Here is a 23,606-nt window from a genome sequence, read left to right as displayed (position 1 = left end):
TCTTTCGGACAGACCGCATCATCTGAGCAAAAGATTAACATTGGGTTTATGACGCGTCGGAAAAGGCCCCTTGTCCTGTATGCTGGAAGCCTTTGCCTGACGGGAATCCTTCTCGCCGGATGCGCCTCCCAACCCTCGCCCTACAATCGATATTATGCAGCAAACGGCGCTTACAAAGCCCCCGGCACAGCCAGTGATCCCTGGGGGCCATACATTCAGCAGGCTGCCAGTCGCTTCTCGATTCCCGAAGCCTGGATCAGAGCGGTCATTCACCAGGAATCGGGGGGGCACCAGTATCTGAATGGCCAACCCATCACGTCCAGCGCCGGAGCCATGGGCCTGATGCAGCTCATGCCACAGACCTATGCTGAAATGCAGGGCCGGTTCGGGCTGGGTTCTGATCCGTATGAACCGCATGACAACATCATGGCGGGAACCGGATATATTAAAATACTGTCTCGCAAATACGGAGCTCCCGCATTTCTGGTGGCTTACAATGCTGGACCACAACGCCTTGAGGATTACCTCTACCAAGGGCGCGCACTCCCCAACGAGACTGTCAATTACATCGCAAGTATCACGCCGCATCTGGGCACACAGATCGCCATGACGGGTCCACTGGCAGCCTACGCGTCGTCACAGCAATTGAACGCATCTCCCATGGAAGTCGCAGAAGCGCCTGATACCAGCACCCAACTGGCCATGGCGCAGCCTTCAGGGCAGTACGGTTCAACACAACAGAGCGTCCAGAAAGCCTGGTCCAGACGGCACATTACTTCCGTACCATCAGATACGATGCCGCCGGACCTTCCCCCGCTCGGCCCGTGTGACCCAGACGCGGCCTATGACCCGAGCATGGCCTGCACCCCGGTATCGGCCCCCAACCGTCAACTTGAAGCCCCGGCCGCTACGGTCGAACAATCGACAGTGGCCAGCACGCTTTTGCCGCCCGCGCCGGTTATTCCCACACCACCTCGAATATCCCATTCCTCTGCAAGCCTGACACCCACGGCCGTCAGCTATCGCGCCCCTGGATCTTACGGAGACTGGGGTATCCAGGTCGGAGCATTCGCGAATCCCGGGCAAGCCCGGTTTGCAGCGAATATGGCTCGCCAGTCTGCGTTCTCTCCGCTTCAGGCCTCGCAAATTCAGGTCCAGCCTACTTTGTCGCACGGGACACGCTTCTATCGAGCCCGTCTTGCTGGCATCAGTCGGGCTGGCGCGGCCAGTGCCTGTAGTAGCCTGACAGCCCAGGGTATGGCCTGCATGGCGGTCCCCCCCAGACATTAAATGTCTCAAAAGTCTTAATTTCCGTAAGGAAACTCAATGCTCGTTGGCAATGGGCAGACTTTGCCGTATGTTCCCATGCAGATTGGACATACCTGCCACGCACGAAGTGTAGGTGACCCACGTCCAGACATTGATTCACCACGCCGATCCCGGCCCTCAGGATGCGCAGATGACGACCAGCCCTGCTCACGATCACACTCCACCATCGGAAGATGTCATCAGCGAGGAAGGGTATCACAAGGATCTTGGTCGTCGACACGTTCAGATGATCGCCATCGGTGGCGCCATCGGAACCGGACTGTTCCTTGGTGCTGGCTCCCGCCTTCAGGTTGCCGGTCCTTCCCTTGCGCTGATCTATGCCGTTTGTGGCGTTTTCTCTTTCTTGATTCTCCGTGCCCTCGGAGAACTGGTCATGTACCGCCCGACCAGCGGTAGCTTCGTGACCTATGCCCGCGAATTTCTTGGCGAAAAAGCCGCCTATGCTGCGGGCTGGCTCTCATTCCTCAACTGGGCCATGACGGGCATCGTCGATATCACCGCCGTCGCCCTTTACATGCACTACTGGGCCGTTTTCGTGGACGTCCCCCAGTGGGTTTTCGCTCTTGGTGCTCTCAGCATCGTTGGCACGATGAACATGATCGGCGTCCGCTATTTCGGTGAGATGGAGTTCTGGTTTTCGCTCATCAAGGTCGTGGCGCTTGCTGCATTTCTCATCGCCGGAACCCTCATTCTTGGCAGCCGGATGCCGGTGGCCGGGCACACCACAGGCCTTCATCTGATCACAGAGAACGGTGGCCTGTTCCCGCATGGAATCATGCCAGTCTTTCTGCTGCTGCAAGGTGTCGTATTTGCCTACTCGGCCATTGAACTGATTGGCACTGCCGCTGGCGAATGCCACGATGCACGTGAAATTCTGCCTCGCGCTGTGAATAGCGTCATCTGGCGTATCGGTCTCTTCTATGTTGGCTCGGTTGTCCTGCTCGTCTGCCTGCTGCCATGGACAGCTTACCATGCTGGCGTCAGCCCGTTCGTAACGTTCTTTCAGGCACTTGGAATTCCGGGCGTTGGCACGATCATGAATATCGTTGTCCTGACTGCGGCTCTGTCCAGCCTCAACTCAGGCCTGTACTCAACGGGCCGCGTCCTGCGTGCTCTGTCCCTTGGGGGATCTGGCCCTCAGATGCTCTCCAAGATGAACAAGAGCTCCGTGCCTTACATGGGCATTCTGACAACGCTTTCTGTTTATCTGGTGGGCGTTGGCCTGAACTATCTGATCCCGTCCCGTGTGTTTGAAGTGGTTCTGAACTTCTCGGCCATCGGAATCATCAGCACGTGGGGTTTCATTCTGCTGTGCCAGCTTCGCCTGCGATCAGCCATTAATCGCGGCGAAATCGCTCCAACAACATTTGCCATGCCTGGTGCCCCCTATACCAACTGGGCAACACTGGGGTTTCTGGCATTCGTTCTTCTGATGATGGCTTTCGATTATCCGGATGGAACAATCACCATTGGCGCCATTCCGCTCATCGGCCTTATCCTCGTAGGTGGATGGCTTCTTCTGGCGCGTACCCGAAAAGCCCACTGAGTTACGACTACAAAAAAAAGCGCTCCTTATCGGGGCGCTTTTTTTATGGGCTCAGGTTGAAATCAGGAATTCTCGGCGGGCAATGCGCCAACAGGCGGAAGCCACACAAGACACGTCGTACCGCGACCCGGGGCACTCGCAACCCTGAGTCTTCCTCCGTGGCGGTCAAGAATATGCCGAACGATAGACAAGCCGAGGCCCGTTCCCTGCTTGGCAGGCTCAACCTTGTCCACCACCCGATAAAATCGTTCTGTCAGCCGCGGGAGATGATGCGCTTCCATACCGCGACCATTATCTTCCACTCCAAGCAGGACGCCACCCTCTTCAGGCCAGCGGTCATCCCGTTCAGGGGCCCGTCGGGCGAACAGCGTCACAGCAAACGGCCGCCCTTCTTCACGGCCATACCGCAAGGCGTTTTCGATCAGGTTCAGAAGCACCTGAACCATCTCATCCTCATCAGCCCGGATCGTCAGGTCATCCTCAATGGCAAGATTCAGGGAGCATCCCGGCTCATCAAACCGGGGCGCCACTTCGCCAAGGACAATGGCCATCAGATCCGCGACTTCCACCAGATCACGGGGACGCTGATGTTCGTGAGCCTGCACGCGCGACAGGTAAAGCAGCCGATCAATCAGGCGTTTCAGCCGAGCAGACTGCTGGGCCATGATATCGAGAAACTGTTGCCGCGTCCCTTCATTCATGCTGCTTCCACCGGTGCGCAGGGCATCAATGAAGCCACTCAGAGAGGCCAGAGGCGTGCGGAGCTCATGACTGGCATGGGCTACGAAATCGATCCGCATCCTGTCCAGGACCTGTGCTTCACTCCGATCCGATAGCATGACAAGCACGCGTGTATGCCGGTCATGCTGGGCAGGAATTCGTCTGAGTGACAGGTGAAGCGTACGCGGGACAGGAACGTCCAGCGTAAACGTTGTCGAACACATTGAAGGCAGGTCATCTGCGCTGTCAGAAGCAACGCGCAATGCGGCCGAGAGAGCTGAACGCGCGGCGGGGTGACGGAGAATAGCACCAACACTATCGCCAAACTGTGTGAGTGCTTCTTCGTTCGCCTGAAGAACTGCCCCCAGACGGTCCAGCAGAAGAACACTGCCAGGGAAAATCTCGATAGGGAGCGCAGTCTCTGACGTTGGTACTGCAGATGGCAGGGCTGAATGTTCCGTCAGTACCGGCAGGGGTAATGCCGGTCGCCGGAAGGCCAGAAAGGCACATCCCCACCCGGCAACCGCGGCTCCCACAAGAACAAGCCCTGCCCAGAAAGGCAGACCTTCATGAGAGACGGCTGCCAGGCTTTCAGCCCTCACCCGTCAAAGTCCATCCATGACAGGACCGTCATCCAGAGCATAACCCGCAGCCCTGACAGTGCGCACCAGATCCGGCTCGTTCGGGCCATTGATTGCCTTGCGAAGCCGGCGGATATGCACGTCGATCGTGCGAATTTCCACATGGATATTCTGTCCCCAGATCCGCCGCAGAAGATCTTCCCGTGAGAAAACCTTGCGGGGATTCCGGATCAGCAGATCCAGAAGACGATATTCCGTTGGCCCAAGTGACAGCAGACGGCCTGCCCGTTCAATCCGGTGGGTTTCAGGATCTAGCGTAATATCTGCGAAAGACAGCACGTCGTAAGAAGACTGGTGTCGCCGCAGCAGAGCACGCAGGCGGGCATCCAGAGTGTCAACGCTACAGGGTTTGATCAGGTAGTCATCCGCGCCTGTATCTAGCCCGCGGATCGCATCCTGTTCGCCTGACCGCGCTGTCAGCAGCAGAACTGGAAGATCGCGCAGGATCGGGTTGCTGCGAATACGCCTGCACAGGTCAAGCCCCGACATTCCCGGGAGCATCCAGTCCAGAACAGCAGCGTCTGGACGCGCCGTTTCGAGGAACTGAAGTGCGGTCTCAGCGTCGGCCGCAGATTCGACACGATAACCCCGTTGCTCGAGGTTATATCGCATCATCAGGAGCAACGCAGGATCATCCTCGACAACAAGGATAAGGCCTTTTGCCCTGATTTGGGTGCTTCCGCTCACCGGTCGGGCTGTTCTGAAGTATCGGCAGTTGCTGGAGCACCGCGCGGACGAACGGCTGGTAGGTTGTCTCCCGTCACTGCGTAGAATACGCGCTCGGCGATATTGGTGGCGTGATCACCAATCCGTTCGAGGTTTTTTGCAATGAACAGAAGCTCCGTGCAGGCACGGATATTTCGGGGATCTTCCATCATGTACGTCACGAGTTCACGGAACAACGCGGTATAGTACTCATCGACCGCGCGGTCTGCGTGCCAGACTTCCATGGCGCGGTTGGAATCCTGCTGCGTGATCGCATCAATAGACCGGCGCAGATTGTCCTGCACCAGACGCCCCATGCTCCGCAGACCTGAGAGCGAAATCTGCCCGTCAGCGCCGCGAATGCGGAGGGACCGACGCGCGATGGACGAGGCATAATCGCCGATACGCTCCAGATCGCCGGTGATTTTCAGCGCCGCAACGATCTCACGCAGATCGCTGGCCATCGGGCTTCGCAGGGCCAGGAGGCGAATGGCGAGACTTTCAACTTCCCGCTCCAGCTCATCTACGTCCGGATCCTGACGGGCTGCGGCATCGGCAGCTTCCTCATTCCGGTCTGCGATGGCCGAAAGCGCCAACGCGACCTGATTTTCTACGATGCCACCCATCTGGGACATCATGGACCGGAGCTGACCCAGCTCCTGCTCGTAGCTTTTGACGATATGAGATCTGTCAGCCATGGCGGATTATCCAAATCTTCCGGTGATGTAGTCCTGGGTCTGCTGCTGCTTTGGATTGGTAAAGATGCGGTCTGCCGCGTCCACTTCAATCAGCCGTCCCATGTAGAAAAACGCAACCTGATCAGCACACCGTGCTGCCTGCTGCATGTTGTGCGTCACGATCGCAATCGTGAACTCTTCCTTGAGCTCGTCCAGCAGTTCTTCAATACGTGCGGTAGAGATAGGATCCAACGCGGACGTCGGCTCGTCCAACAGCAGAACTTCAGGGCGGGTCGCAATGGAACGTGCGATACAAAGTCTCTGCTGCTGGCCGCCCGAGAGACCCGCAGCCGGCGCATTCAGGCGATCCCGCACTTCGTTCCACAGGGCAACACGTGTCAGCACGTCTTGCACACGCACATCCATGTCAGCCTTGTTCAGGCGCTCATGGAGGCGCACACCGAATGCGATGTTGTCATAGATCGACATCGGGAACGGTGTCGGCTTCTGGAACACCATTCCGATCCGCGCGCGCAGGATGTTCAGGTCCAGCCCGGTTTCAAGAATGTTGCGGCCGTCGAAAATCACCTCTCCCGTTGCACGCTGTCCCGGATAGAGATCGTACATACGGTTGAAGATCCGCAGAAGCGTGGACTTGCCACAGCCGCTGGGGCCGATCATCGCCGTCACTTTCCGGGCGGGAAAGTCGATGCTGATATCGTGCAGGGCATGGTTCTGCCCGTAGTAGAAGTTCAGATTGCGAACGGCGAGGGCCACTTGCGGCTTGGTCTCGTTCATTTTGAAATCCTGTAAAGTCATCCGCGCCGGGCCGAAAAACGAACGGCAATATTGATGGCCAGAACACCCAGTGTCACCAGAAGAGCACCAGCCCAAGCAAGCTGTACCCAGTCGTCGTAAGATGCACCTGCATACTGGTAGATTGTCACCGGTAGGCTGGCCATTGGGTGGTTCAGGCTGAAGGACCAGTTCTGATTACCGAGTGATGTAAACAGCAGGGGAGCCGTCTCGCCACTCACACGGGCCAGAGCCAGAAGAATACCTGTCAAAACGCCGGTTTTAGCCGAACGCAGACAGAGAAAAAGGGTAACGCGCCAGCGCGTTGCACCCAGCGCCGCTCCGGCTTCGCGCATCGAGACCGGTACGAGACGCAGCATATCTTCCGTTGTGCGCACAATGATGGGCACAGCAAGAATGGCGAGGGCCACGGAGCCCGCAAAAGCAGAGAAGTGACCAAACGGCGCCACCAAAACCTGATAGACGAACAGCCCCACAAGAATGGACGGGACAGACATCAGCACATCAGAAACAAAACGCACGCACGAGGCAAAACGGTTCTGCTTGGAGCCATACTCGGACAGATAGATGCCGCAACCCAGCCCTAGGGGGGTGGCCATAGCAAGCGCCATCGCCGTCTGAATCACGCTACCAAGAATAGCGTTTGCCAACCCACCTCCAGAACCTGGTGGGCCCATGGGCTTGAAAAGAGCACCCGCGGACAGGCCAACGATACCGCGTGCCAGAAGCGTCCAGAGAATGGACGTCAGAACCAGCACAAGAATGCCCGCCGCAATCATGCCCAGAATAGTCGCGACACGATCTTTCCGGCGGCGACGCGCGCCACAAGGATTGGGAGCCCAACCGGGAGAAAGCGTGGTCATATTGCTCATTTGCTATCCCCTCTCAGCATCCGGGCCAGAGACAGACTGGCGAACGACAGCAACATGAGAATGAAACCCAGTGCCAGCAGAGAAGACAAACGAAGCGACCCGGCCGGGCTTTCCGGAAACTGCAGTGCAATGAGAGAGGCCACGGTGCTTCGAGGGGCGAACAAAGACCAGCCGACGGCTGTCACGTTTCCGATCACGAATGTCACGGCCATGGTTTCACCTAGAGCGCGCCCCATACCCAGAACAATAGCGCCGATCATGCCCGACCGGGACCAGGGCACGACGACCTTCCACATCACGTCCCAGCGCGTTGCTCCCAACCCGTAGGCGCTTTCACGAAGCATACCGGGCATGGCGCTGAAAACATCCCGCATGACCGCCGTCATGAAAGGCGCGATCATCATGGCCAGAACAAGACCCGCGGTCATCAGGCCGGTTCCGAAAGGCGCACCATGGATCAGCATGTTGATGCCGGGAACATGCCGGAAATGGTGCATCATAAAGGGCTGCACATGCCGCGCCATGAAAGGCACGATCGTAAAGAAGCCCCACATACCAAAGATGATGGACGGCACTGCAGCTAGAAGCTGAACAGCCGTTCCGACAATCGCCGAAATTTTTGGAGGAGCGATGGCCGTCAGCCAGAAGGCCGTTCCGAATGCCAGTGGCGTTGCAATCAGCACACCAATCAAAGTGCTGATGATTGTACCAAACAGAGGAGCCCAAGCACCATATTCGTTGGAAACTGGATTCCAGACATCCCGAAACGCGAACCCAAGACCGAATGTCTTGAAAGCGTCCTGCCCACCAACACCCATCAACACAACAAGGCCACCGAGGACAATCAGGACCAGCAGAGAGCATCCACCGACCACCGCCTGAAATGCGGTATCTGCGTTACTCCGCTTTTCCGTATGTTCGGAAACGGAAACCTTTTCGGGTTGCCTGGCTGGGGCAAGTGTCATGCGTCAAAGGCTCTGGCTGTGATAACTGGTGCACACTGACGGCAGATGCCGCCACTTCCGTGCATTAGCCGTCCCAACCCAGAAGGACAACCGGCGTGGACCAGGCAGGGCATGAAAGATTTATGTCACTCGCGACACATTTTTTTCGCTCGATGCGAAATCAGATCACCAAGACCCGTTTCGGCAATTGATTTAACATGCCAGAAAGTAGGCCTTAATTTTGTCTTTCGATAAAATTACGAATGCATAGAAACGGAGCAGGAAACCAGTGGCGTTGAACCAATCACTCCCAACGACGTTTGGCCCATTTACTGGACATCTTGATCTGTTTGAGAATGGCACAGCTCGCGGCTGGGCGGTAGATAGTCGTAGGCAGGGATCGGTCCTACTTCACGTTTTGATCGACCAACAAGAGGTCATGCAGATCGCATGCGATCAAGAGCGACCAGACGTTCAGTCCGCCCTTCAGTTGCCCACACCAAAGGTAGGGTTTGAATTTTCCATTCCGGAAAAATTCATGGATGGAAAACGTCACGAATTTTCCATCCGTTTTCCTGATCGTACAGCTCTGCCGTTAGCCAATCCGTCAACCCCGGACGTTCCTCCTGCGGCCATCATTCATTTTTCCGAAAAATCTTTACCTCAATATCAAAGCTACATTGACGGCGTGAAGCAGGGCGCGCTTCGGGGCTGGATTCTCTGCGTTGATAAGCCGGGCGCCGAGCAGCACGGTCGATGCATGATCTCCGTCATTGTTGACGGTGTTCCAATGGCGCAAACCAGAGCAGACCGATATCGAGGAGATGTCGCAGCCGTTCTGGGGTGCGACCCGAACTGCGGCTTCGAAATTCCCATTCCTCAGCGGCTTCGGGGGAGCGCGCCGCACAAATTCCAGGTTGTCACCCTTCCGGACCGGACCGAGCTGAACGGAAGTCCTTTTATTACGTCCCTTGCTGACGATGCTTTGGAAACACGCCTCGTTGACCTTCTGGGAACCATAGACGGGCTCCACAGGAAGCTTTCTGAATTGCGTCAGGAAGTCAGGGATCTTGTTCCGAGACGCGGCTATAACCTTGGCGATTACAATCGCTGGGCACATAAATACTACTCTCTTTTGAGAGAGCGCGTCGCCAAACAGCGTCAACTCCAGGGCAGCACCCGCACTGAACCTCTGGTTTCCATTCTTTGTCCGACCTATCGGCCCTTGAAAAGTGACTTTGAAGCAGCCGTCAATTCAGTCCTGTCTCAGACCTATTCGAATTGGGAACTCATCATCGTCGATGATGCCGGGAAATGCGCACAGACGACTGCCGTCATTGAGCAGTTCTGCAAAGCAGACCAGCGCATCCGTGCTGTGCCTCTCGCGAAAAATGCAGGCATTTCGGGTGCAACAAATGCCGGAATGGATGCAGCCCTAGGCGATTATGTGGTCTTTTTTGACCATGATGACCTCATGGTCGATGTCGCCGTTGAAGTGATGGTTCATGCGGCTTTGGAGACAGGGGCCAAGCTCCTTTATTCGGACGAAGACAAGATTGACCAAGCCGGATATTTCCTGGAACCTAACCTCAAACCCGATTTCAATTATCGTTATCTTCTGGGCTGCAACTACATCTGTCACCTGACGATGGTTGAAGCAGAAACCATGCGTAAAATCGGCCACCTGAAGTCCGACTATGATGGCGCGCAGGACCACGATTTCGTTCTGCGAGCAACGGAAATCCTGTCGCCTTCAGAAATTCATCACGTTCCCGAAGTTCTCTATCACTGGCGTAAAACACCCAATTCCACAGCCGTTAATGTCGCCAACAAGACCTATGCCATCGAAGCAGGCGTCCGGTGTGTGCATGACCATCTCAAACGCCGAAAGATCAAAGCCAAAGTCTCTTCAATCCGTGGGCTCACGCTCTATGGCGTTGAGTGGCTGACCAAAAAAGCCCCAAAAGTCACCATTATCATTCCGTTCAAAGATCAGGTTGAAACCACGCGTCAGTGTGTTGATGCCCTCCTCAATAAAACCGCATACAAAAATTTTGATATCATTCTGGTCAACAACTGGTCAGTCGAGGATGAAACAATTGATTTCATCAGCGAGATACAGAAGCGCCCGCGCGTGTCAGTCCTGACGGTTGAGGAACCCTTTAACTATTCACGCCTCAACAACCTTGCTGTTGAACAGACCAGTGCCGACTATCTGATGTTCATGAACAACGATGTTTTCGTTGAACATTCTAACTGGCTTCATATTGCCATCGGAGAAGCCCTCGCCGCGCCAGATATCGGAGCAGTCGGCGCGAAGCTCCTCTATCCGAACGATACGATCCAGCATGCAGGCGTGATCGTCGGGCCGGCAGGCATAGGCGCTCATGTTCACCGCGGTGATCCAGTGACGGAATATGGTTACATTGGACGCACCATGCTTTCACATGAAGTCACGGCCGTCACGGCAGCAGCGATGCTGGTCCGGTCAGACGTCTTTCATGAAATTGGTGGGTTCGACGAAAAAGAACTGACAGTCGCCTATAACGACGTCGATCTTTGCCTGAAAATTCGCGATGCGGGTTATCGCATCATCTTCTCTGCAGAAGTGGTGGCCTATCATCATGAAAGCCTGTCCCGTGGCAGCGATGATCGTCCGGAACATGAAGCCCGCTTCTTTCATGAAACCCAGACCATGCTAGCTCGTTGGAGTGACAATCCACTTTTCGAACGGGATCCGTCATATCCTCGCTACTTTACAGTAGATCAGCAGCCATTTTTCGATCTTGTGGATCCGGAAACACTGTGAAACCAAATTGAGGTTTCGGCGTTTATTCGGATAACGAACCCTCTTGCAGGAGACCTATCATGGCCACCAAGTCCAATCGCCATGTCACGCAGAACGATACAGCGGACAACACGAAAAGCGTTTCAATCGAAACGCTTAACGCCCGTCTGGCCGATCTGATTGATCTTGCCCTGATCACCAAGCAGGCACACTGGAACCTCAAGGGACCACAGTTCATCGGTGTCCACGAAATGCTGGATGGCTTCCGTACCAGCATTGACGATTTTGTGGACACAACAGCAGAGCGTGCAACGCAGCTCGGTGGCACGGCATATGGGACTGTGCAGGATGTCTCCAAGAATTCATCTTGCAAGCCATACCCGACCGACATCTACCGGGTTGCAGACCATATTGCCGCTCTGATTGATCGCTACGCCACTGTTGCAAACAACGTGCGTGAAGCCATCAAGATCACGGACGAAGCAGGCGACGATGACACGTCCGACCTTTTCACCGAGGTTTCCCGTGGTCTGGACAAGCACCTGTGGTTCCTGGAAGCCCACGTGCAGGAACCGACCGGCCAGATGCGTGATGGTGACCACGAAGGCAAGCGCGCCTAATACGCGCCTGCATTACTGAGCCTGAAAACGGAGCGGTCTTGGGCCGCTCCGTTTTTTATTGTGGCACTTGCCCCTCAACAATATCGCGATTACCAATAAAGGCACAAAAGGCGCCGCCTGAGGTGAGCCTTGATCACGACTTTCCTGAAGCGGGACAATAGGCATGACTTCCGAAGATCAAACGACACACCAAGACAGCGCGGCTTGGGATCTGTCCGAATGGGAAGCCTTGAGAGAAGAAGATACGCCACCTTCCAATGCCGCCGAAGAACCTGCAGCGCCACCGGCGCCCGCTTCAGCAGAACTACCGGACCCTCAGGCTGCGGCATATCTCGCACAGCATGGCGCAGACACTGTTGAACATGCTTTTGCGCTTGCCAATATTCTGCACACCAACCGCAGCGTAGCCGAAGCCGCGACATATTACGGCCGTGCGTTTGAACTGCATTCCAAGTCTCCCACGCAGTATCCTTTGGCACAGTCACTTTTGCAGGTCCGGCTTCTCTGCCTGCTCAAGGCAGGCCAGCCCATTCCGCAACATGAACTCGCTGAGCTGCGCAGCCTGAATATCCCGTTTGCAAACTATATCGATGGGACATCCCACGCCTGGCGTGGAACGCCACCACGTGATGCCCTGAACATTATGGGTAATGCTTACGACGAATTCCATACAGGCGAAGAAGTTGATTCTGTCGCATTGGAAGTCGCGCTTAGAGCCTCCCCATCTGTATTTTCAGCAACTCCGCAGGGCGACGATATTTATAATCGTATTCCACGGAAGATGTTTCTCTATTGGGATAAAAATCCGCCAGCAGAAATCCAGAAGAATTTTGACTATCACAAAGCGATCTCCAGCTTTGAAGTCAAAACCTTCGATAAGGAAGAAGCTGCTGAGTGGCTTTACGACAATTACGGGATTGAAGCCCGCACACTGTTCCTGAGTGCCCGCCACCCAGCTGAGGCTGCTGATTTCCTGCGCGTCCACGTCATCCAGCTCCTTGGTGGCTGGTGGCTGGATGCCGACATTCGAGTCAAGAGCGATGCAGCGCTACAGTTCATGGCAGAGCGCAAGGAAGGTTCAGCCTTCTTCCTTACGCACAATCACGTCGTTCATAATGACTTTTTCGGATCTGTTGCTAACAGCGACGTCCTGACGGACTGCCTGCTGTCCCTGTATCGGAACTGCTATCTGCACCAAGGACTTTTCATTGCCTACAAAACGGGTCCAGACATCTTTAACCGTGCACTGAACCGGATTGCCCATCGGTCCCTCAAGGGCCGGACACCTGCAAAATCCATCGAAGTCTTCGACCACCATGTCTTCAACGACATGATTGAAGAATTTGATACACCTTACAAAACCCAGCTGCCTTCCTGGTACACAGCCTGAGGGCTTACTGGCCCCGAAAGCTTTTCTTTCGGGGCCAGGTTTCTTTCACAGGCAGCGCTGGAGATGCTCTCTGGCAAAGCGAAAAGCATCTAGGGATGGTGCTTCATCTTCAATAGACAGTTCATCGACATCATCGCTCAAAACAGTTGAGCCTGAAGGCTGCTGAGCCATTCCCTCAAGCGCCAGCATCACAAATTTCCGAAAATCTTCTTTTCCCAACGGGGTGGGCACTTTGCCTCGCTCGCGCTGCACAACCCAGCCGCCCGTTAATGTCTGCAAGCTGCCCCAGCCGTTTTCCACATCGCCCAGAGCGCGCTCTTTCAAGGTTTCGACGGTCGCCTTGGCCAGATCTTGAATATCGTCGCTGGTCATGCGCTGAGGAGCCAGCGTTGCATCTTTCTTGATGACCCAGCCCTCAACCAAGACCGCAAGGCCAGGAAGCATTTCGCCAGACATAAAATTTTCTCCCTGCTGCCCCCGAATCTATCATTTCGGAGGATTGCCGCCATTTTATTGGGTTTGGAAAATAGCATGCCTGAGGATCACAGGAAATGTGAGTTGCACGTCTTAGATATAATCAAATTGAAGATCCTATTGCGCCTGGCTTCAGAGTAGTCCTATCTGCAAAGAGACAAAGCTACGGATTAGCTCACACATTCGCGCAAGTGGTATTGATGACTCAGAATATTGACCATGAATCCGATAATGCTCCGTCCATCACAGCGGCAACCCTCGCAGGTGACGGACAAGCCCTCGCATATTTCGAGAAACATGGCGCAGATACGGTAGAGCATTCATTTGCCATCGCAAATATTCTCCATATCCACAGCAACGTTAAAGAAGCTTCATTTTTCTACAGACGCGCCTTGGATCTGCACAGCAAGAGCCAAACAGAATATCCTTTACCCCAATCACTTCTACAAGTGCGGCTCCTATGCCTTCTCAAAGCCAGTGAAGCGCTTCCTGAAGAAGAAATACTTGAATTAGAAAAGTATTCGTTCCCGCAGGCAAATTATATCCGCGGAATTCGGGCGGCCTGGCGTGAAAATAATTTCGATGAAAGCCTGAAACTGATTGGAAACTGCTTTGAGGAGTTTCACTCGGGCGAAGAGATCGATCGCCTTTATCTTGAAATCGCTCTCCGCTGGATCCGCTCTTTCGGTGAAGACGGCTTTCCAAAGTCGCAGCCTCAAATACCCCACCACCTCTACATGTACTGGGACGCGAACCCGCCCGTAGAGATCAGCGAGAATATTGAATACCATCAGAACATGCTGGGAGATCGCTTTACGATCTTCACACGGGAAACAGCGACCAAATGGTTGTACGACCACTACGGAAAGGAAGCATCCGACCTTTTCCAGCAGGTCCGTCACCCGGCAGAAGGCGCTGATCTCTTGCGCTTGCACGTCATTTTGGCAAAAGGCGGCTGGTGGATTGATGCAGACCTGCGCATCAAGTCTGATGAAGAATGGAATGCCCTCGCCACCATTCCAACGACTTGCCAGCTATTCACCACCGACAACTACGTCCTTCACAATGATTTTTTTGGAGCAACAGCCTCGCATCCAGTCATTGCCAATGCCCTGATGACGGCGTGGGCCAACATGTTCCGTCATCCCGGCCTCTACATTGCCTTCAAGACCGGCCCAGGCGTTCTGAATCGTGCCGTGAGCCGGGCGCTCTTCCAGAGCCTCGAACTCAAGGCACAGCTTCCCGTGCTTCGGATAGATGACCAAGCCCGTTTCAATGACTTCGTTGAAGAGTATGAGGTGCATTACAAAGGTAACGCATCCTGGCACAGTCAGTAAGAAACTGGCTATATCGTCAGCGGTGATGCCCGCTGACGATTTCCTGCACCAGAGCGTCGTAGCGCTTCAGGTAACCCTGTAGACACAACTCAGCTTCAGCATAACGGCGCGCATCCTGGCCCAGACGACGCGCCTGCTTGCGGTCTTCAAGCAGTTCCAGAACAACATCCGCAATACGATCCGGCTCAAGGAACGGTACTAGCCGCCCTGTCAGACCATCTGTGATAAACTCACTGACAGGTGCTGTATCACTTCCAACAATCGGACAGCCCGTTGCCATAGCCTCTCTCAGGGACCAGGACGCAACGAATGGATATGTCAGGTAAAGATGCGCGTCTGAGCGCTTCAACAGCGCTCGGAAGTCGTCATAGGCAACCTTGCCGACGAAATGGATTCTGTTGAGGTCCAGTTGGCCCTCAAGCTCCTTGAGCAGGATCTCGCGCCAACTTCCCCGCCCCGGCGGAGGAGCGCCATAGCTTACCTGATCACCGCCCACCATGATGATATGAGCATCTTTACGTTCAGCAAGAATACGAGGCAGGGCACGCATTACAGAGTGAAAACCGCGATACGGCTCCAGATTACGCGCGACATACGTAATAAGAGCATCCCGTGGACCAATCTTGACGCCATTAATGACGAGATTGCGCTTCCGAGCCTGTGGCTCTGGCTTGCAAAGATCGAGGTTTACACCTTCGCGAAGAAGCGAAATTTTCTCCTGTGCCCAGGCCGGATAAGTTGATCGCTGGAACTGTGTTGGCGTCTGGCCGTAGCCATTGGTCTGGGAAAGAGCTTGTAGATTGATCGAATTCTTGATTCGTACCGCAGCCGCAAGGTCCGGGCTGGACGGAAATTCAGGGTCGAACCCAACATCGTTCCGGTCGGCGTGATAGAAAAACTCGAAATATCCGAGTATCGGACACCCCGGAAAAACATCCCCGAGGTTCAGGAGCTCTCCCCAGCCGTGATGTCCGATGATGATGTCAGGCTCATACCCCAACTGCTTGAGGGTTTTAGCAGCGGTCGCAACGGCTTCTGCTCGGAGTATCCCGTATTCAAATTCTCTGAGATGGGGATGCGTAGATGAGGATGGCAAACGAGGCACCCGATAGATGACACGCCTGACTCCAGGCACCTCACCCGCATTTGCCTCGGAAATGAAAACGATCTCATGGCCACCCTGCTCATGCAGGTGACGCACGAAATGTAAGAACTGGCCAGGAAAATTCTGATGAACAAAAAGGAAGCGCACACCAAATCCCGGCTGCTGGAGAAGATCTAGCCACTAAGAGGTCTAAATAACAAAAGACCTCAGGTGCTGTATGAAGCGACCCTTGTCATTTGCAAGAGCCCGTAGAGGCTGTTCACTCCGGGGAGTGAACAGCCTCTACTCAATTCAGTCTGCAGAGCTTGCCTTGCGTTTGGCAGGCGCCTTGGTTGTTTTTGCAGCCTTGCTCGCAGCGGTCTTTGCCGGTGCCTTTACCGGAGCCTCTTCGGCGGCATCATTCGGAATAATTTCAAGCAAGAACGCCTCAAGCGGAGCAAGGCTGTCTGCTTCAAGTGCATCAGTTCCGTCTACAGGGCCCAGACGTGTGCCATCCGTGAACGTGGAAGACAGGCGCACATGATGCGTCTGCGCTGACTCGCCCTTCAACCGCACGCGCAATCCGAGAATTGGCAGTGCCATTCCACGGGAACCACAGTACTGACCGCCTTCGGACCAAGGGGAGAGCCATCCCTTACCAAGAACAGCCTGATACTCGATGTCGGACGTCGGAATACTGGTTTTCGGAGCGATGGCAAAACCTTCGATCCACGCCTGACTGCCCGGCGTGCCCATCCATTCCCCGATCGGAGCAGCGACGTCGCCTTGACGCTGAACATGGGCAGAGATTTCTGCCACGCCAGATGCTGCTGGTGCAGGAGCGGTTGCAGATTCTGCCGCAACAACAGCAGCAGGAGCTGTCGACGTAGGGCCGGCGAGCTGAGCGACCTGGATCTTTGGGGCTTCGGCTTGACTATTCGGCTCCTGATACGTCGTCACCAGAACAGCAGCAGGGCCACGCGTCACGCGGACCAGAGCAGCACCACTGGATGCACCGATCCAGCCATCTTCCTCAAAGGTGCTGACTGTTACGATGCCAGCGGGCGTCCCGGGTGCGCGGGAGATACGGACGCCAGGCAGACCGGCAGGACCCGGTGCAGGTTGCCCGGCGGCATGGAAGATGCAGAAGATACCTGCATCCAGCACCATCATGTGAGCACCAGCCTTGAGGTCAATGACCCGATTCTGCGTCGGTGCTTCAGCCGTCTTTGACATTCCCTACTCCACTTGTTCCCGTCTATCGGGAGGAAAAAAATCTTCAGGTCCGCGCTACACCAGACACTCCATAACTGGAGGACCAGTCTATGAGCTGTCTTCAGGAAGGATGATCTGCTCTGTTCCTGTTTTATATTTTACTCTTTCCAGTCGAAGCGTAAACCCGTTCATCTCAACTTCCCTCGCGCCAGCAACGCAAAATAAAAGCCAGCATTAACTCAACAGGCATACCCAAGGGCATGACGCCCCCGCGACCACTACGTTTCACACGCTCTGACTGCGCACCGATATCGAAGCACACCACAGGCAAGCCGCTTTTCCATAATAACCCCAATGCATAGCACCAGGTTTCAGGCGCAATAGAGGGAATAAGGCCTATATCGGCATATTGCTTCTGAACAAGGCTGACAGCCTCATCCTCCCGGTATTCTCCTGTAACTCGGACGCCAGCTGCAATTAAAGCTTCATCATCTGGCGTATGCCCCACAAGTATCAACTCGATCTGGACCGGCATTCTTGCAACATGATGGGCCATTGCCAGAACAACGTCATAGCCTTTCCATTGACTCAACCCACCGACAATACAGATTCGCAATGGGCGGCCCGGCACAATCATTGTCTTTTCAGGCAAATTGGCCAGCAGAGCGACATCGTCTTCTAGGGGCGTGACACGGAAATCCATACCGGGAAAATGGCGTGACAGGCGCTGTGCAGTGTCCCGTGACGGCACCAGTAATTGCCCTGCGCCACGAAACTCTCGATCAGATCGCTCGATCAACTCGGGGACGGTGATCTTTTCCCCAAGATAGCTTCCCCAGCGTGAGACACAGGCTTCACATCCAGCGACATCCGGTTCCCCGCAATATCGACCCTCCCCATTGAGAAGCGAAATACGGGGACAGAACCAGATATGATCATGAATGAAGATATCATATGGAACATTCAGCGCGTGATGCAGCGTCCGAATGCAGGGCGCATGACCAACAAGGTGGTGCCACTCCACTTTCTGCACACCAAGCCGAGACAGGACATCCACAAGAAATGGAAGCTCTTCCGGCAGCTTGAATTTCAGATTGGGGAAAGTCTCCGTCTCGTCCGACAAACACTCTAGCAGGCAGCCCTGCTCCGTCGGCCGCAACCCGAGAGGCAAGAGGCCCCGCCGCTCAAAGTCGACTGCTCTGTGATGAACGGCACGCCCTACGCCACCGCCAGCATCATGTTGAATAAGTAAAATTGACGGCCGGTTACCTCGGCGTTGCGCCAGACGATCCACATCCAGCGTTCTCCGGAGTTCCAAAAGCGGGTCAGACTTCAGAAAAGCAGCAACTACCGCGTCATATCCGGGATGCAGGGCATTCAAAATATCGAGGTTTCGCGCCATCAGCGCCTTGCGGCTGCTTCCGAAAGACACTGACCCCACATGGGCGACATACACGTCAGGTGCAGGCAAATGACGAAAACCCAGAGTTGACGCTCGCAGGCAAAAGTCGTTTTCCTCCCCGTATCCCTGGCCAAACAGATCTTCGCGAAAGAAGCCTGTTTCAGCCAGACAGTCCGCCGTAATGGCCATGCAAAAGCCATTGCCCGTCGGAAGATCTATCTGGGCGGCATCCGCGGAAAACTGACGCGCGCACAAACGATCCAGCTCTCTAGCCTCAGCTCTGGCAGGAACGTTGTTTGTCTGGTCAACTGCCGGATAGGACAGGATACTGGCATCGTTTGAAAAGGGTGTCAGTGTGCCAACATCCGTCGTGGTCAAACGAGCTCGCAAACGCTCGACCCATCCCGGAAACACAATGGTATCGCTGTTCAGGAGAATAATATCCCGGCCAGACCCCGCACGCATTCCATCATTTGCGGAGGTAGGGAAACCAAGATTGCAGGCGTGGCGAAGGAGAGTAATCTGTCCTTTTAAAGCAAGATCATCCAACGCCGCGGCCAAGGTAGGCTCTGGTGTGGCATCGTCCACCACAATGACATCAACATCCGCAGGGACGGTTTTCAGTACACTTTGCAGACAGGCGAGCGTCCCTGTTTTGTCACGATAGACCGGAATGACAATCGCGCATCCGGGGCTTACCCGGTCATAAGCCGGACGATGGTTCCACGGCACAACCGGAATAGGGGACAGGCGCGCTGGAAGATCATTATCTCCTTCCAGAAGCTGTCCAATCATCGGATCAACTGGGGCACCGGACAACGGCCTCCCCTGTTCATCCTCGACCATCAGAAGGCCGTTATCCCCAGCTGGCAGCGCATTTCTTGGAATGGCAAAGACACGAGGCCTAGAGAGGGGAACATCACTATCCACGTTCGTCGCCAGGGCCGGAACCTGCAAAACATCTCCGTCCCAAAGTCGCAGGGACGGCACATGATCAGGCTCGGCCGGATACCAGATCCAGCCGTCCAGACCGTTGGCTGTTGCCTGCACTAGGGACTCACAGCGCGTTAATGCCTGAATGTCGATCGGACTTCCCAGAACATGCTTCCGCCCTAACCGAACTTCCAGATGGCCACCCTTCTGCCACCCGTCAGGTAAAGTGTGGCGTCCACTGACCCCGCGCCCAACGGCCACGCCATCCAGCAGAACACGGCAGATTCCAGATGCGTGAACGTCGACCCAACCGCCATTTGAAGCCGTGCACCAGCCCGCCAGTCCACTCTGTATTGAGAGCTGCGTCGCAAGGTCCCGAAGCTCTGGCAGGATGTGGAAACGTGATAGGGTTTGCCCCATACGGGACGCCGCTTCTTCTGTCCGTTTTTGTCTGAACAGACACACGACTGACAGGAAGGCAGCCTCACGCAGTCCAAAGACGTGATACAACTGCTCCATACGAATGAGACATTCAGCGACCCGGCCTACCTGCAAATAAGCCAGCGCCAGAGCCCATGTCACATTTGGGCTCTGACGGGCCATGCGCTCGGCTCGTTCAAGCCAGAAGAGGCCATCCTGCAAACGCCCGGTCTGCATTGCCTCCTGACCACGCCTGAAAGCCGTCTGCGCCCGGGCGTTCATGACGTCCCGCCACTCTGCCCTTTCCTGATCTGTAACTTCGTGACCATACCCGCCAAAAGCCGCGCGGGAGGTCGTACCGGTCAGATCCGGGCGCTCTTTGTCAGAAGACACGTAAAATCAATCGTCCTCGTCAGCGCGGGCATCATCGAGATTAATAAGTTCGGCTTCCGCGTCCTGAATGCCCTGAGCCTTGGCGCGTTCCAGCCAGCTCCGTCCCTCAACGAGGTCCGTCACACCCGCAATGCCACGCACCAGATATCGGCCCAACATCAGCTGCGCCAGGCCATTTCCCCGCTGGGCCGCCTTTCGAAACCATTTCTGTGCGTCTGACCGGTTCTCTTCGACGTCATGACCGCCGCCATACATTGCAGCCAATGAGAACATTGCGTCTGTATTTCCGCTGTCTGCTGCTGCCTGATAAAGACTCAGAGCCCGCGCATGGTCACGCCGACCATTGATTTGCCCCGTGACCAGAAGCTGCGCAACGGCGACCTGAGCTTCAGCCATACCCGCATCGGCGGCCTTTTCCATCCAATGCATTGCCTGTGTCGGGTCAGGCTGAACGCCGCGCCCTTCCAACAACATCCGCCCGTACCAGAACTGCGCATTCACAACGCCGTCTGTGGCTTTCTGCATCCAGCGGGCTGCTTCCGCTGCATCCTGCGTGCTGCCGACCCCTTCCGCAAAGCATACGCCCAGATTAAAGGCACCAACCAGATCACCCTTTTCTGCAGCGCGCTCGAAACGTTCCTTCAGAGCCTGCTTCTGATCATCTGTCGCAGACGCGCCCGTCAAAATCAGATTCCCGAAATCTGCATCGGCATGATGGTCTCCGGATTCTGAGGCCACACGAAACCAGTGCGTCGCCACATCCGGGTCTCGATGGACGCCATTCCCAGTCAGGTAAAGCAATCCAAGGGCGCGAGCTGCCCCACCGTGTTTCTGCTCTGCAGCCAGCCGATACCAGCTCGCCGCCTCCATAAGATTAGGTGGCAGCTCTCCGCCCTTGGCATAAAGGTCACCCAGGAGCGCAGCAGACTCTGCATCTCCGTTCAGGGCAGCACGGCGCAACCAGGTTTCAGCACGCCCATAGTGCAGCTCAACGCCAACGCCTTCCAGCAGAAACAGGCCATAGCGTGCCTGTGCGCCGACGATATTACGCTCAGCAGCCTGACGGTAATAGCGGGCCGCAGCCCCCATATCCTGTGGAACACCTGCACCGGCCTCACTCATGCGACCAAGAATGTCGAAGGCAGTGCCTAAACCGCCCTTGGTTGCCTCTTTCAAATGGGATGCCGCAATCTCCCGGGCATCCTCCGTCTCTGCTGAATGTAAAATAGCCAGTGCCAGCCCCAGATGGCCCTGAGAACATCCGGCTGCAGCAGACTGTTCGTACAAAGCACGAGCACGAGGAAGATCACGCAGGTCTTCCGGACCATTTGTAAGAATATAGCCCAGCAAAGCTTGAGCATCGGCCGAACCCGCATCTGCGGCGACCTGTGCCCAGTGACGGCCCTGATGAAAATCAGGATGCCTTTCGCCAGAGACGGGACGGGCAGAAAGATCCAGTCCTGCCGTTTGTGCCCGGATTTCGAAGCCTTCGGGAAGACCAACGGTATAAAGCGTGGCCAGCACAAAAGTCGCTTCGACATGACCGGCTTCTGCAGCGCCCAGAATCCAGCGAGCACCTTCTTCCAGACTGGGGGGAACACCAGCTCCGTCCAGATAGGCCCGCCCGACGCGAAAGGACGCCTCCATGTCGCCTTGAGCCGCCATGCGGCTCAACAGAGCGAAACCACGAACGGTTTCCCCCGTCTCCATCAAATGGATCGCCTGCTCCAGCTTTCCTTTGGAAGAGAGGAGAGACGTAATGCGGCGCTTGAATGTCATGTTGCTCAACTCGGGTACGGCAAAAATGTAAAACGCCCGGACTGGCCGGGCGTTTTCTCAGCCTTATGGCTCTCTCATACCCTCTGTCAGGGTCGGAGTTAGACGACTGAAGAGGTATTGAAGAATGGTCCGCTTTCCAACGTCGATATCAGCTGTCGTTGGAACACCAGGTGCCGGATGGAAGAAATCTGGCTGCCCGTGGAGCGTGTAACGATCAATCCGGAGACGGACCCGGTAATAGACATCATCACTGACGCCACCGGAAACCGCACTGGCATCACCTCCCGCTCCAGCGCTGGACTTATCGAAGGAGTCTGCGCTGATCACCCGCACAGTTGCCTCAGCTCCGCCGTATTGGGTGAAAGGAAATGCAGCAAACTTTACGAGAGCATGATCACCGATTTTGATGAAGGCCGCGTCAGAGGCGCGAACCACAGATTCCATTTCAACGCCATACCCCGTGGGGACAAGCGTCATGAACTGACCAGCCGACTGAAGGACAGAGCCAATGGATGCCTTCGCAATCGTAAGGACAACGCCATCTTCCGGTGCCTTCAGCAGAATCAGGTCCTGCCGCAGACGGGCTTTCTCGTAGGAGCTGTTGTATTCATCAAGATGATGCTGGGTCTCGGTCAAGGTCGTGTAGACCTGCGCCTTCCAGTTCTCGATGTAGCTGTCGCGTTCCGCCCGCATGGCCGCAAGCTTGTTTTCGGCAGAATTGGCGTTCTGCTGAGCAGAAATTTCGGCCCGCTCTGCTTCCATCATGTCGTTCTGCGCGGCAAGCGTGGAAAGGCGTGATCCAACCTGATCCGCCTGCTCATGCTGGCGCATTTTCAGAACTTCATCGGCGACCCGCATCTTGCTGGCATACATGGCTGCGTTGGCACGGTATCCCTGCATATCGCTTTGCAAGCCAGCGATCTGTTGATCGTAATTCTGGATATGAGCGCGATATTCATTGCGACGACGCAGGAACGCTGCACCCTGCCGAACAGATGCAGGGTTTGACGTATCAACATGGTAGTCCTGATCGTCAGCTTCTGCTTTCAGCCGATCCAGTTCAGCCTGATATGAATCTCGCTGCTCGGCCATATTGGTCATGTCAGCTTTCGTGATGGTCGGGTCCAGATGTGCGAGCACCTGGCCTTTCTTCACAAAATCGCCGACCTGAACATCAATCGAGTGAACAATCGACGTTTCCAGCGGCTGAACAACAATGGTCGGCTGGGTAGAAACCAGACGTCCCGTCGTGCTGACAATTCGATTGAGCGGAAACAAAGCCATTCCTGCCAGACACGCGAGGAACAGGCCTCCAATCAGCCAAATTGTATACCGCGCAGATGCCGTGGCGGGCAGATTGACCAGACCAGCCGTCGGAGAATGAAACTCCAGCAGCGCAATAGGCATGCCCTGTGGAGCAAACGGATCTGTTGCCGTCCGCGGAACATGGCTGGTGTAGTTTTCACTACCATTCTCTTCAGGAGCCTGGTCGTTGTTCGGGATCATGTCGGAGGAGCTCAT

General features: G+C 55.4%; 18 protein-coding genes. 6 read left to right on the top strand and 12 right to left on the bottom strand.

What is annotated here, in order from left to right; translation table 11 throughout:
- Window positions 1–48 precede the first annotated feature (48 nt).
- A complete protein-coding gene (locus tag ABDK75_RS02410; protein WP_346004872.1) occupies window positions 49–1,290 on the top strand; it encodes a lytic transglycosylase domain-containing protein in 1,242 nt (413 codons plus the stop codon).
- A 169-nt stretch (window positions 1,291–1,459) separates the two neighbouring features.
- A complete protein-coding gene (locus ABDK75_RS02405; RefSeq protein WP_086633430.1) occupies window positions 1,460–2,875 on the top strand; it encodes an amino acid permease in 1,416 nt (471 codons plus the stop codon).
- 62 nt (window positions 2,876–2,937) lie between these two features.
- Here the strand turns inward: ABDK75_RS02405 and ABDK75_RS02400 are convergent, their stop codons facing one another.
- The 6 genes from ABDK75_RS02400 to pstC are packed head-to-tail and all read right to left on the bottom strand — an operon-like array spanning window position 2,938 to window position 8,271.
- Entirely contained in the window at window positions 2,938–4,197 is a 1,260-nt protein-coding gene (locus tag ABDK75_RS02400; RefSeq protein ID WP_215766709.1) for an ATP-binding protein, read from the bottom strand.
- 3 nt (window positions 4,198–4,200) lie between these two features.
- Window positions 4,201–4,923 carry a response regulator gene (locus ABDK75_RS02395; RefSeq protein WP_346004871.1) on the bottom strand — a complete coding sequence of 241 codons (723 nt, stop codon included), beginning with the start codon at window positions 4,921–4,923 and terminating at the stop codon, window positions 4,201–4,203.
- Window positions 4,920–5,639: a phosphate signaling complex protein PhoU gene (gene phoU, locus ABDK75_RS02390; protein WP_086633432.1), complete on the bottom strand. Its 720-nt coding sequence runs from the start codon at window positions 5,637–5,639 to the stop codon at window positions 4,920–4,922. Before phoU ends, ABDK75_RS02395 begins: the two co-directional genes overlap by 4 nt.
- Window positions 5,640–5,645: 6 nt before the next feature.
- Window positions 5,646–6,416, bottom strand: coding sequence for a phosphate ABC transporter ATP-binding protein PstB (gene pstB / locus ABDK75_RS02385; protein WP_283092261.1), 771 nt, complete (start codon window positions 6,414–6,416; stop codon window positions 5,646–5,648).
- 17 nt (window positions 6,417–6,433) lie between these two features.
- On the bottom strand, window positions 6,434–7,306 hold the full coding sequence (gene pstA / locus ABDK75_RS02380) for a phosphate ABC transporter permease PstA (RefSeq protein WP_086633433.1): 873 nt from the start codon (window positions 7,304–7,306) through the stop codon (window positions 6,434–6,436).
- Complete coding sequence (pstC, locus tag ABDK75_RS02375; RefSeq protein ID WP_046900721.1) at window positions 7,303–8,271, bottom strand: phosphate ABC transporter permease subunit PstC; 969 nt, start codon at window positions 8,269–8,271, stop codon at window positions 7,303–7,305. The genes pstA and pstC overlap by 4 nt, the downstream gene beginning before the upstream one ends.
- A 517-nt stretch (window positions 8,272–8,788) precedes the next feature.
- Here pstC and ABDK75_RS02370 point away from each other — a divergent pair.
- From ABDK75_RS02370 to ABDK75_RS02360, 3 genes are all read left to right on the top strand, one after another.
- Complete coding sequence (locus ABDK75_RS02370; protein ID WP_346004870.1) at window positions 8,789–11,059, top strand: glycosyltransferase family 2 protein; 2,271 nt, start codon at window positions 8,789–8,791, stop codon at window positions 11,057–11,059.
- Between the two features lie 59 nt (window positions 11,060–11,118).
- The gene (dps, locus tag ABDK75_RS02365) at window positions 11,119–11,658 is read left to right on the top strand and encodes a DNA starvation/stationary phase protection protein Dps (RefSeq protein WP_046900719.1); all 540 of its coding nucleotides are present in this window, start codon (window positions 11,119–11,121) and stop codon (window positions 11,656–11,658) included.
- A 163-nt stretch (window positions 11,659–11,821) separates the two neighbouring features.
- A complete protein-coding gene (locus ABDK75_RS02360; RefSeq protein WP_346004869.1) occupies window positions 11,822–13,048 on the top strand; it encodes a hypothetical protein in 1,227 nt (408 codons plus the stop codon).
- A gap of 45 nt (window positions 13,049–13,093) precedes the next feature.
- Here the strand turns inward: ABDK75_RS02360 and ABDK75_RS02355 are convergent, their stop codons facing one another.
- Entirely contained in the window at window positions 13,094–13,504 is a 411-nt protein-coding gene (locus ABDK75_RS02355) for a hypothetical protein (RefSeq protein ID WP_099211732.1), read from the bottom strand.
- Window positions 13,505–13,722: 218 nt separating this feature from the next.
- Between ABDK75_RS02355 and ABDK75_RS02350 the strand changes: the two genes are divergently transcribed.
- A complete protein-coding gene (locus ABDK75_RS02350) occupies window positions 13,723–14,859 on the top strand; it encodes a hypothetical protein (protein WP_086633436.1) in 1,137 nt (378 codons plus the stop codon).
- Between the two features lie 16 nt (window positions 14,860–14,875).
- Here ABDK75_RS02350 and ABDK75_RS02345 read toward each other — a convergent pair whose 3' ends face one another.
- The 5 genes from ABDK75_RS02345 to ABDK75_RS02325 all read right to left on the bottom strand — a co-directional run bounded on the left by ABDK75_RS02345 (window position 14,876) and on the right by ABDK75_RS02325 (window position 23,606).
- Complete coding sequence (locus ABDK75_RS02345; RefSeq protein WP_339406214.1) at window positions 14,876–16,111, bottom strand: glycosyltransferase family 4 protein; 1,236 nt, start codon at window positions 16,109–16,111, stop codon at window positions 14,876–14,878.
- 144 nt (window positions 16,112–16,255) lie between these two features.
- Entirely contained in the window at window positions 16,256–17,179 is a 924-nt protein-coding gene (locus ABDK75_RS02340; protein WP_346004868.1) for a hypothetical protein, read from the bottom strand.
- A 172-nt stretch (window positions 17,180–17,351) separates the two neighbouring features.
- Entirely contained in the window at window positions 17,352–20,306 is a 2,955-nt protein-coding gene (locus tag ABDK75_RS02335) for a glycosyltransferase (RefSeq protein ID WP_346004867.1), read from the bottom strand.
- Window positions 20,307–20,312: 6 nt separating this feature from the next.
- Window positions 20,313–22,085 (bottom strand): tetratricopeptide repeat protein, encoded by a 1,773-nt coding sequence (locus ABDK75_RS02330; protein ID WP_064274653.1) that lies wholly within the window; start codon window positions 22,083–22,085, stop codon window positions 20,313–20,315.
- Between the two features lie 63 nt (window positions 22,086–22,148).
- Window positions 22,149–23,606, bottom strand: coding sequence for an HlyD family type I secretion periplasmic adaptor subunit (locus tag ABDK75_RS02325; RefSeq protein WP_211495488.1), 1,458 nt, complete (start codon window positions 23,604–23,606; stop codon window positions 22,149–22,151).

Source organism: Gluconobacter sp. OJA (genome assembly GCF_039638325.1).
Taxonomy (GTDB): Bacteria; Pseudomonadota; Alphaproteobacteria; order Acetobacterales; family Acetobacteraceae; genus Gluconobacter; species Gluconobacter cerinus.
The sequence above is the reverse complement of the archived record's forward strand: the minus strand, read 5'-3'. Positions and strand labels throughout refer to the sequence as shown.

Bases quoted from the DNA above. Each gene is read 5' to 3' on its own strand.
- ABDK75_RS02410 (WP_346004872.1), top strand. From the start codon at position 49: ATGACGCGTCGGAAAAGGCCCCTTGTCCTGTATGCTGGAAGCCTTTGC.
- ABDK75_RS02405 (WP_086633430.1), top strand. From the start codon at position 1,460: ATGACGACCAGCCCTGCTCACGATCACACTCCACCATCGGAAGATGTC.
- phoU (WP_086633432.1), bottom strand. From the start codon at position 5,639: ATGGCTGACAGATCTCATATCGTCAAAAGCTACGAGCAGGAGCTGGGT.
- pstB (WP_283092261.1), bottom strand. From the start codon at position 6,416: ATGAACGAGACCAAGCCGCAAGTGGCCCTCGCCGTTCGCAATCTGAAC.
- pstA (WP_086633433.1), bottom strand. From the start codon at position 7,306: ATGAGCAATATGACCACGCTTTCTCCCGGTTGGGCTCCCAATCCTTGT.
- pstC (WP_046900721.1), bottom strand. From the start codon at position 8,271: ATGACACTTGCCCCAGCCAGGCAACCCGAAAAGGTTTCCGTTTCCGAA.
- ABDK75_RS02370 (WP_346004870.1), top strand. From the start codon at position 8,789: ATGGATGGAAAACGTCACGAATTTTCCATCCGTTTTCCTGATCGTACA.
- dps (WP_046900719.1), top strand. From the start codon at position 11,119: ATGGCCACCAAGTCCAATCGCCATGTCACGCAGAACGATACAGCGGAC.
- ABDK75_RS02360 (WP_346004869.1), top strand. From the start codon at position 11,822: ATGACTTCCGAAGATCAAACGACACACCAAGACAGCGCGGCTTGGGAT.
- ABDK75_RS02355 (WP_099211732.1), bottom strand. From the start codon at position 13,504: ATGTCTGGCGAAATGCTTCCTGGCCTTGCGGTCTTGGTTGAGGGCTGG.
- ABDK75_RS02350 (WP_086633436.1), top strand. From the start codon at position 13,723: ATGACTCAGAATATTGACCATGAATCCGATAATGCTCCGTCCATCACA.
- ABDK75_RS02340 (WP_346004868.1), bottom strand. From the start codon at position 17,179: ATGTCAAAGACGGCTGAAGCACCGACGCAGAATCGGGTCATTGACCTC.
- ABDK75_RS02330 (WP_064274653.1), bottom strand. From the start codon at position 22,085: ATGACATTCAAGCGCCGCATTACGTCTCTCCTCTCTTCCAAAGGAAAG.
- ABDK75_RS02325 (WP_211495488.1), bottom strand. From the start codon at position 23,606: ATGAGCTCCTCCGACATGATCCCGAACAACGACCAGGCTCCTGAAGAG.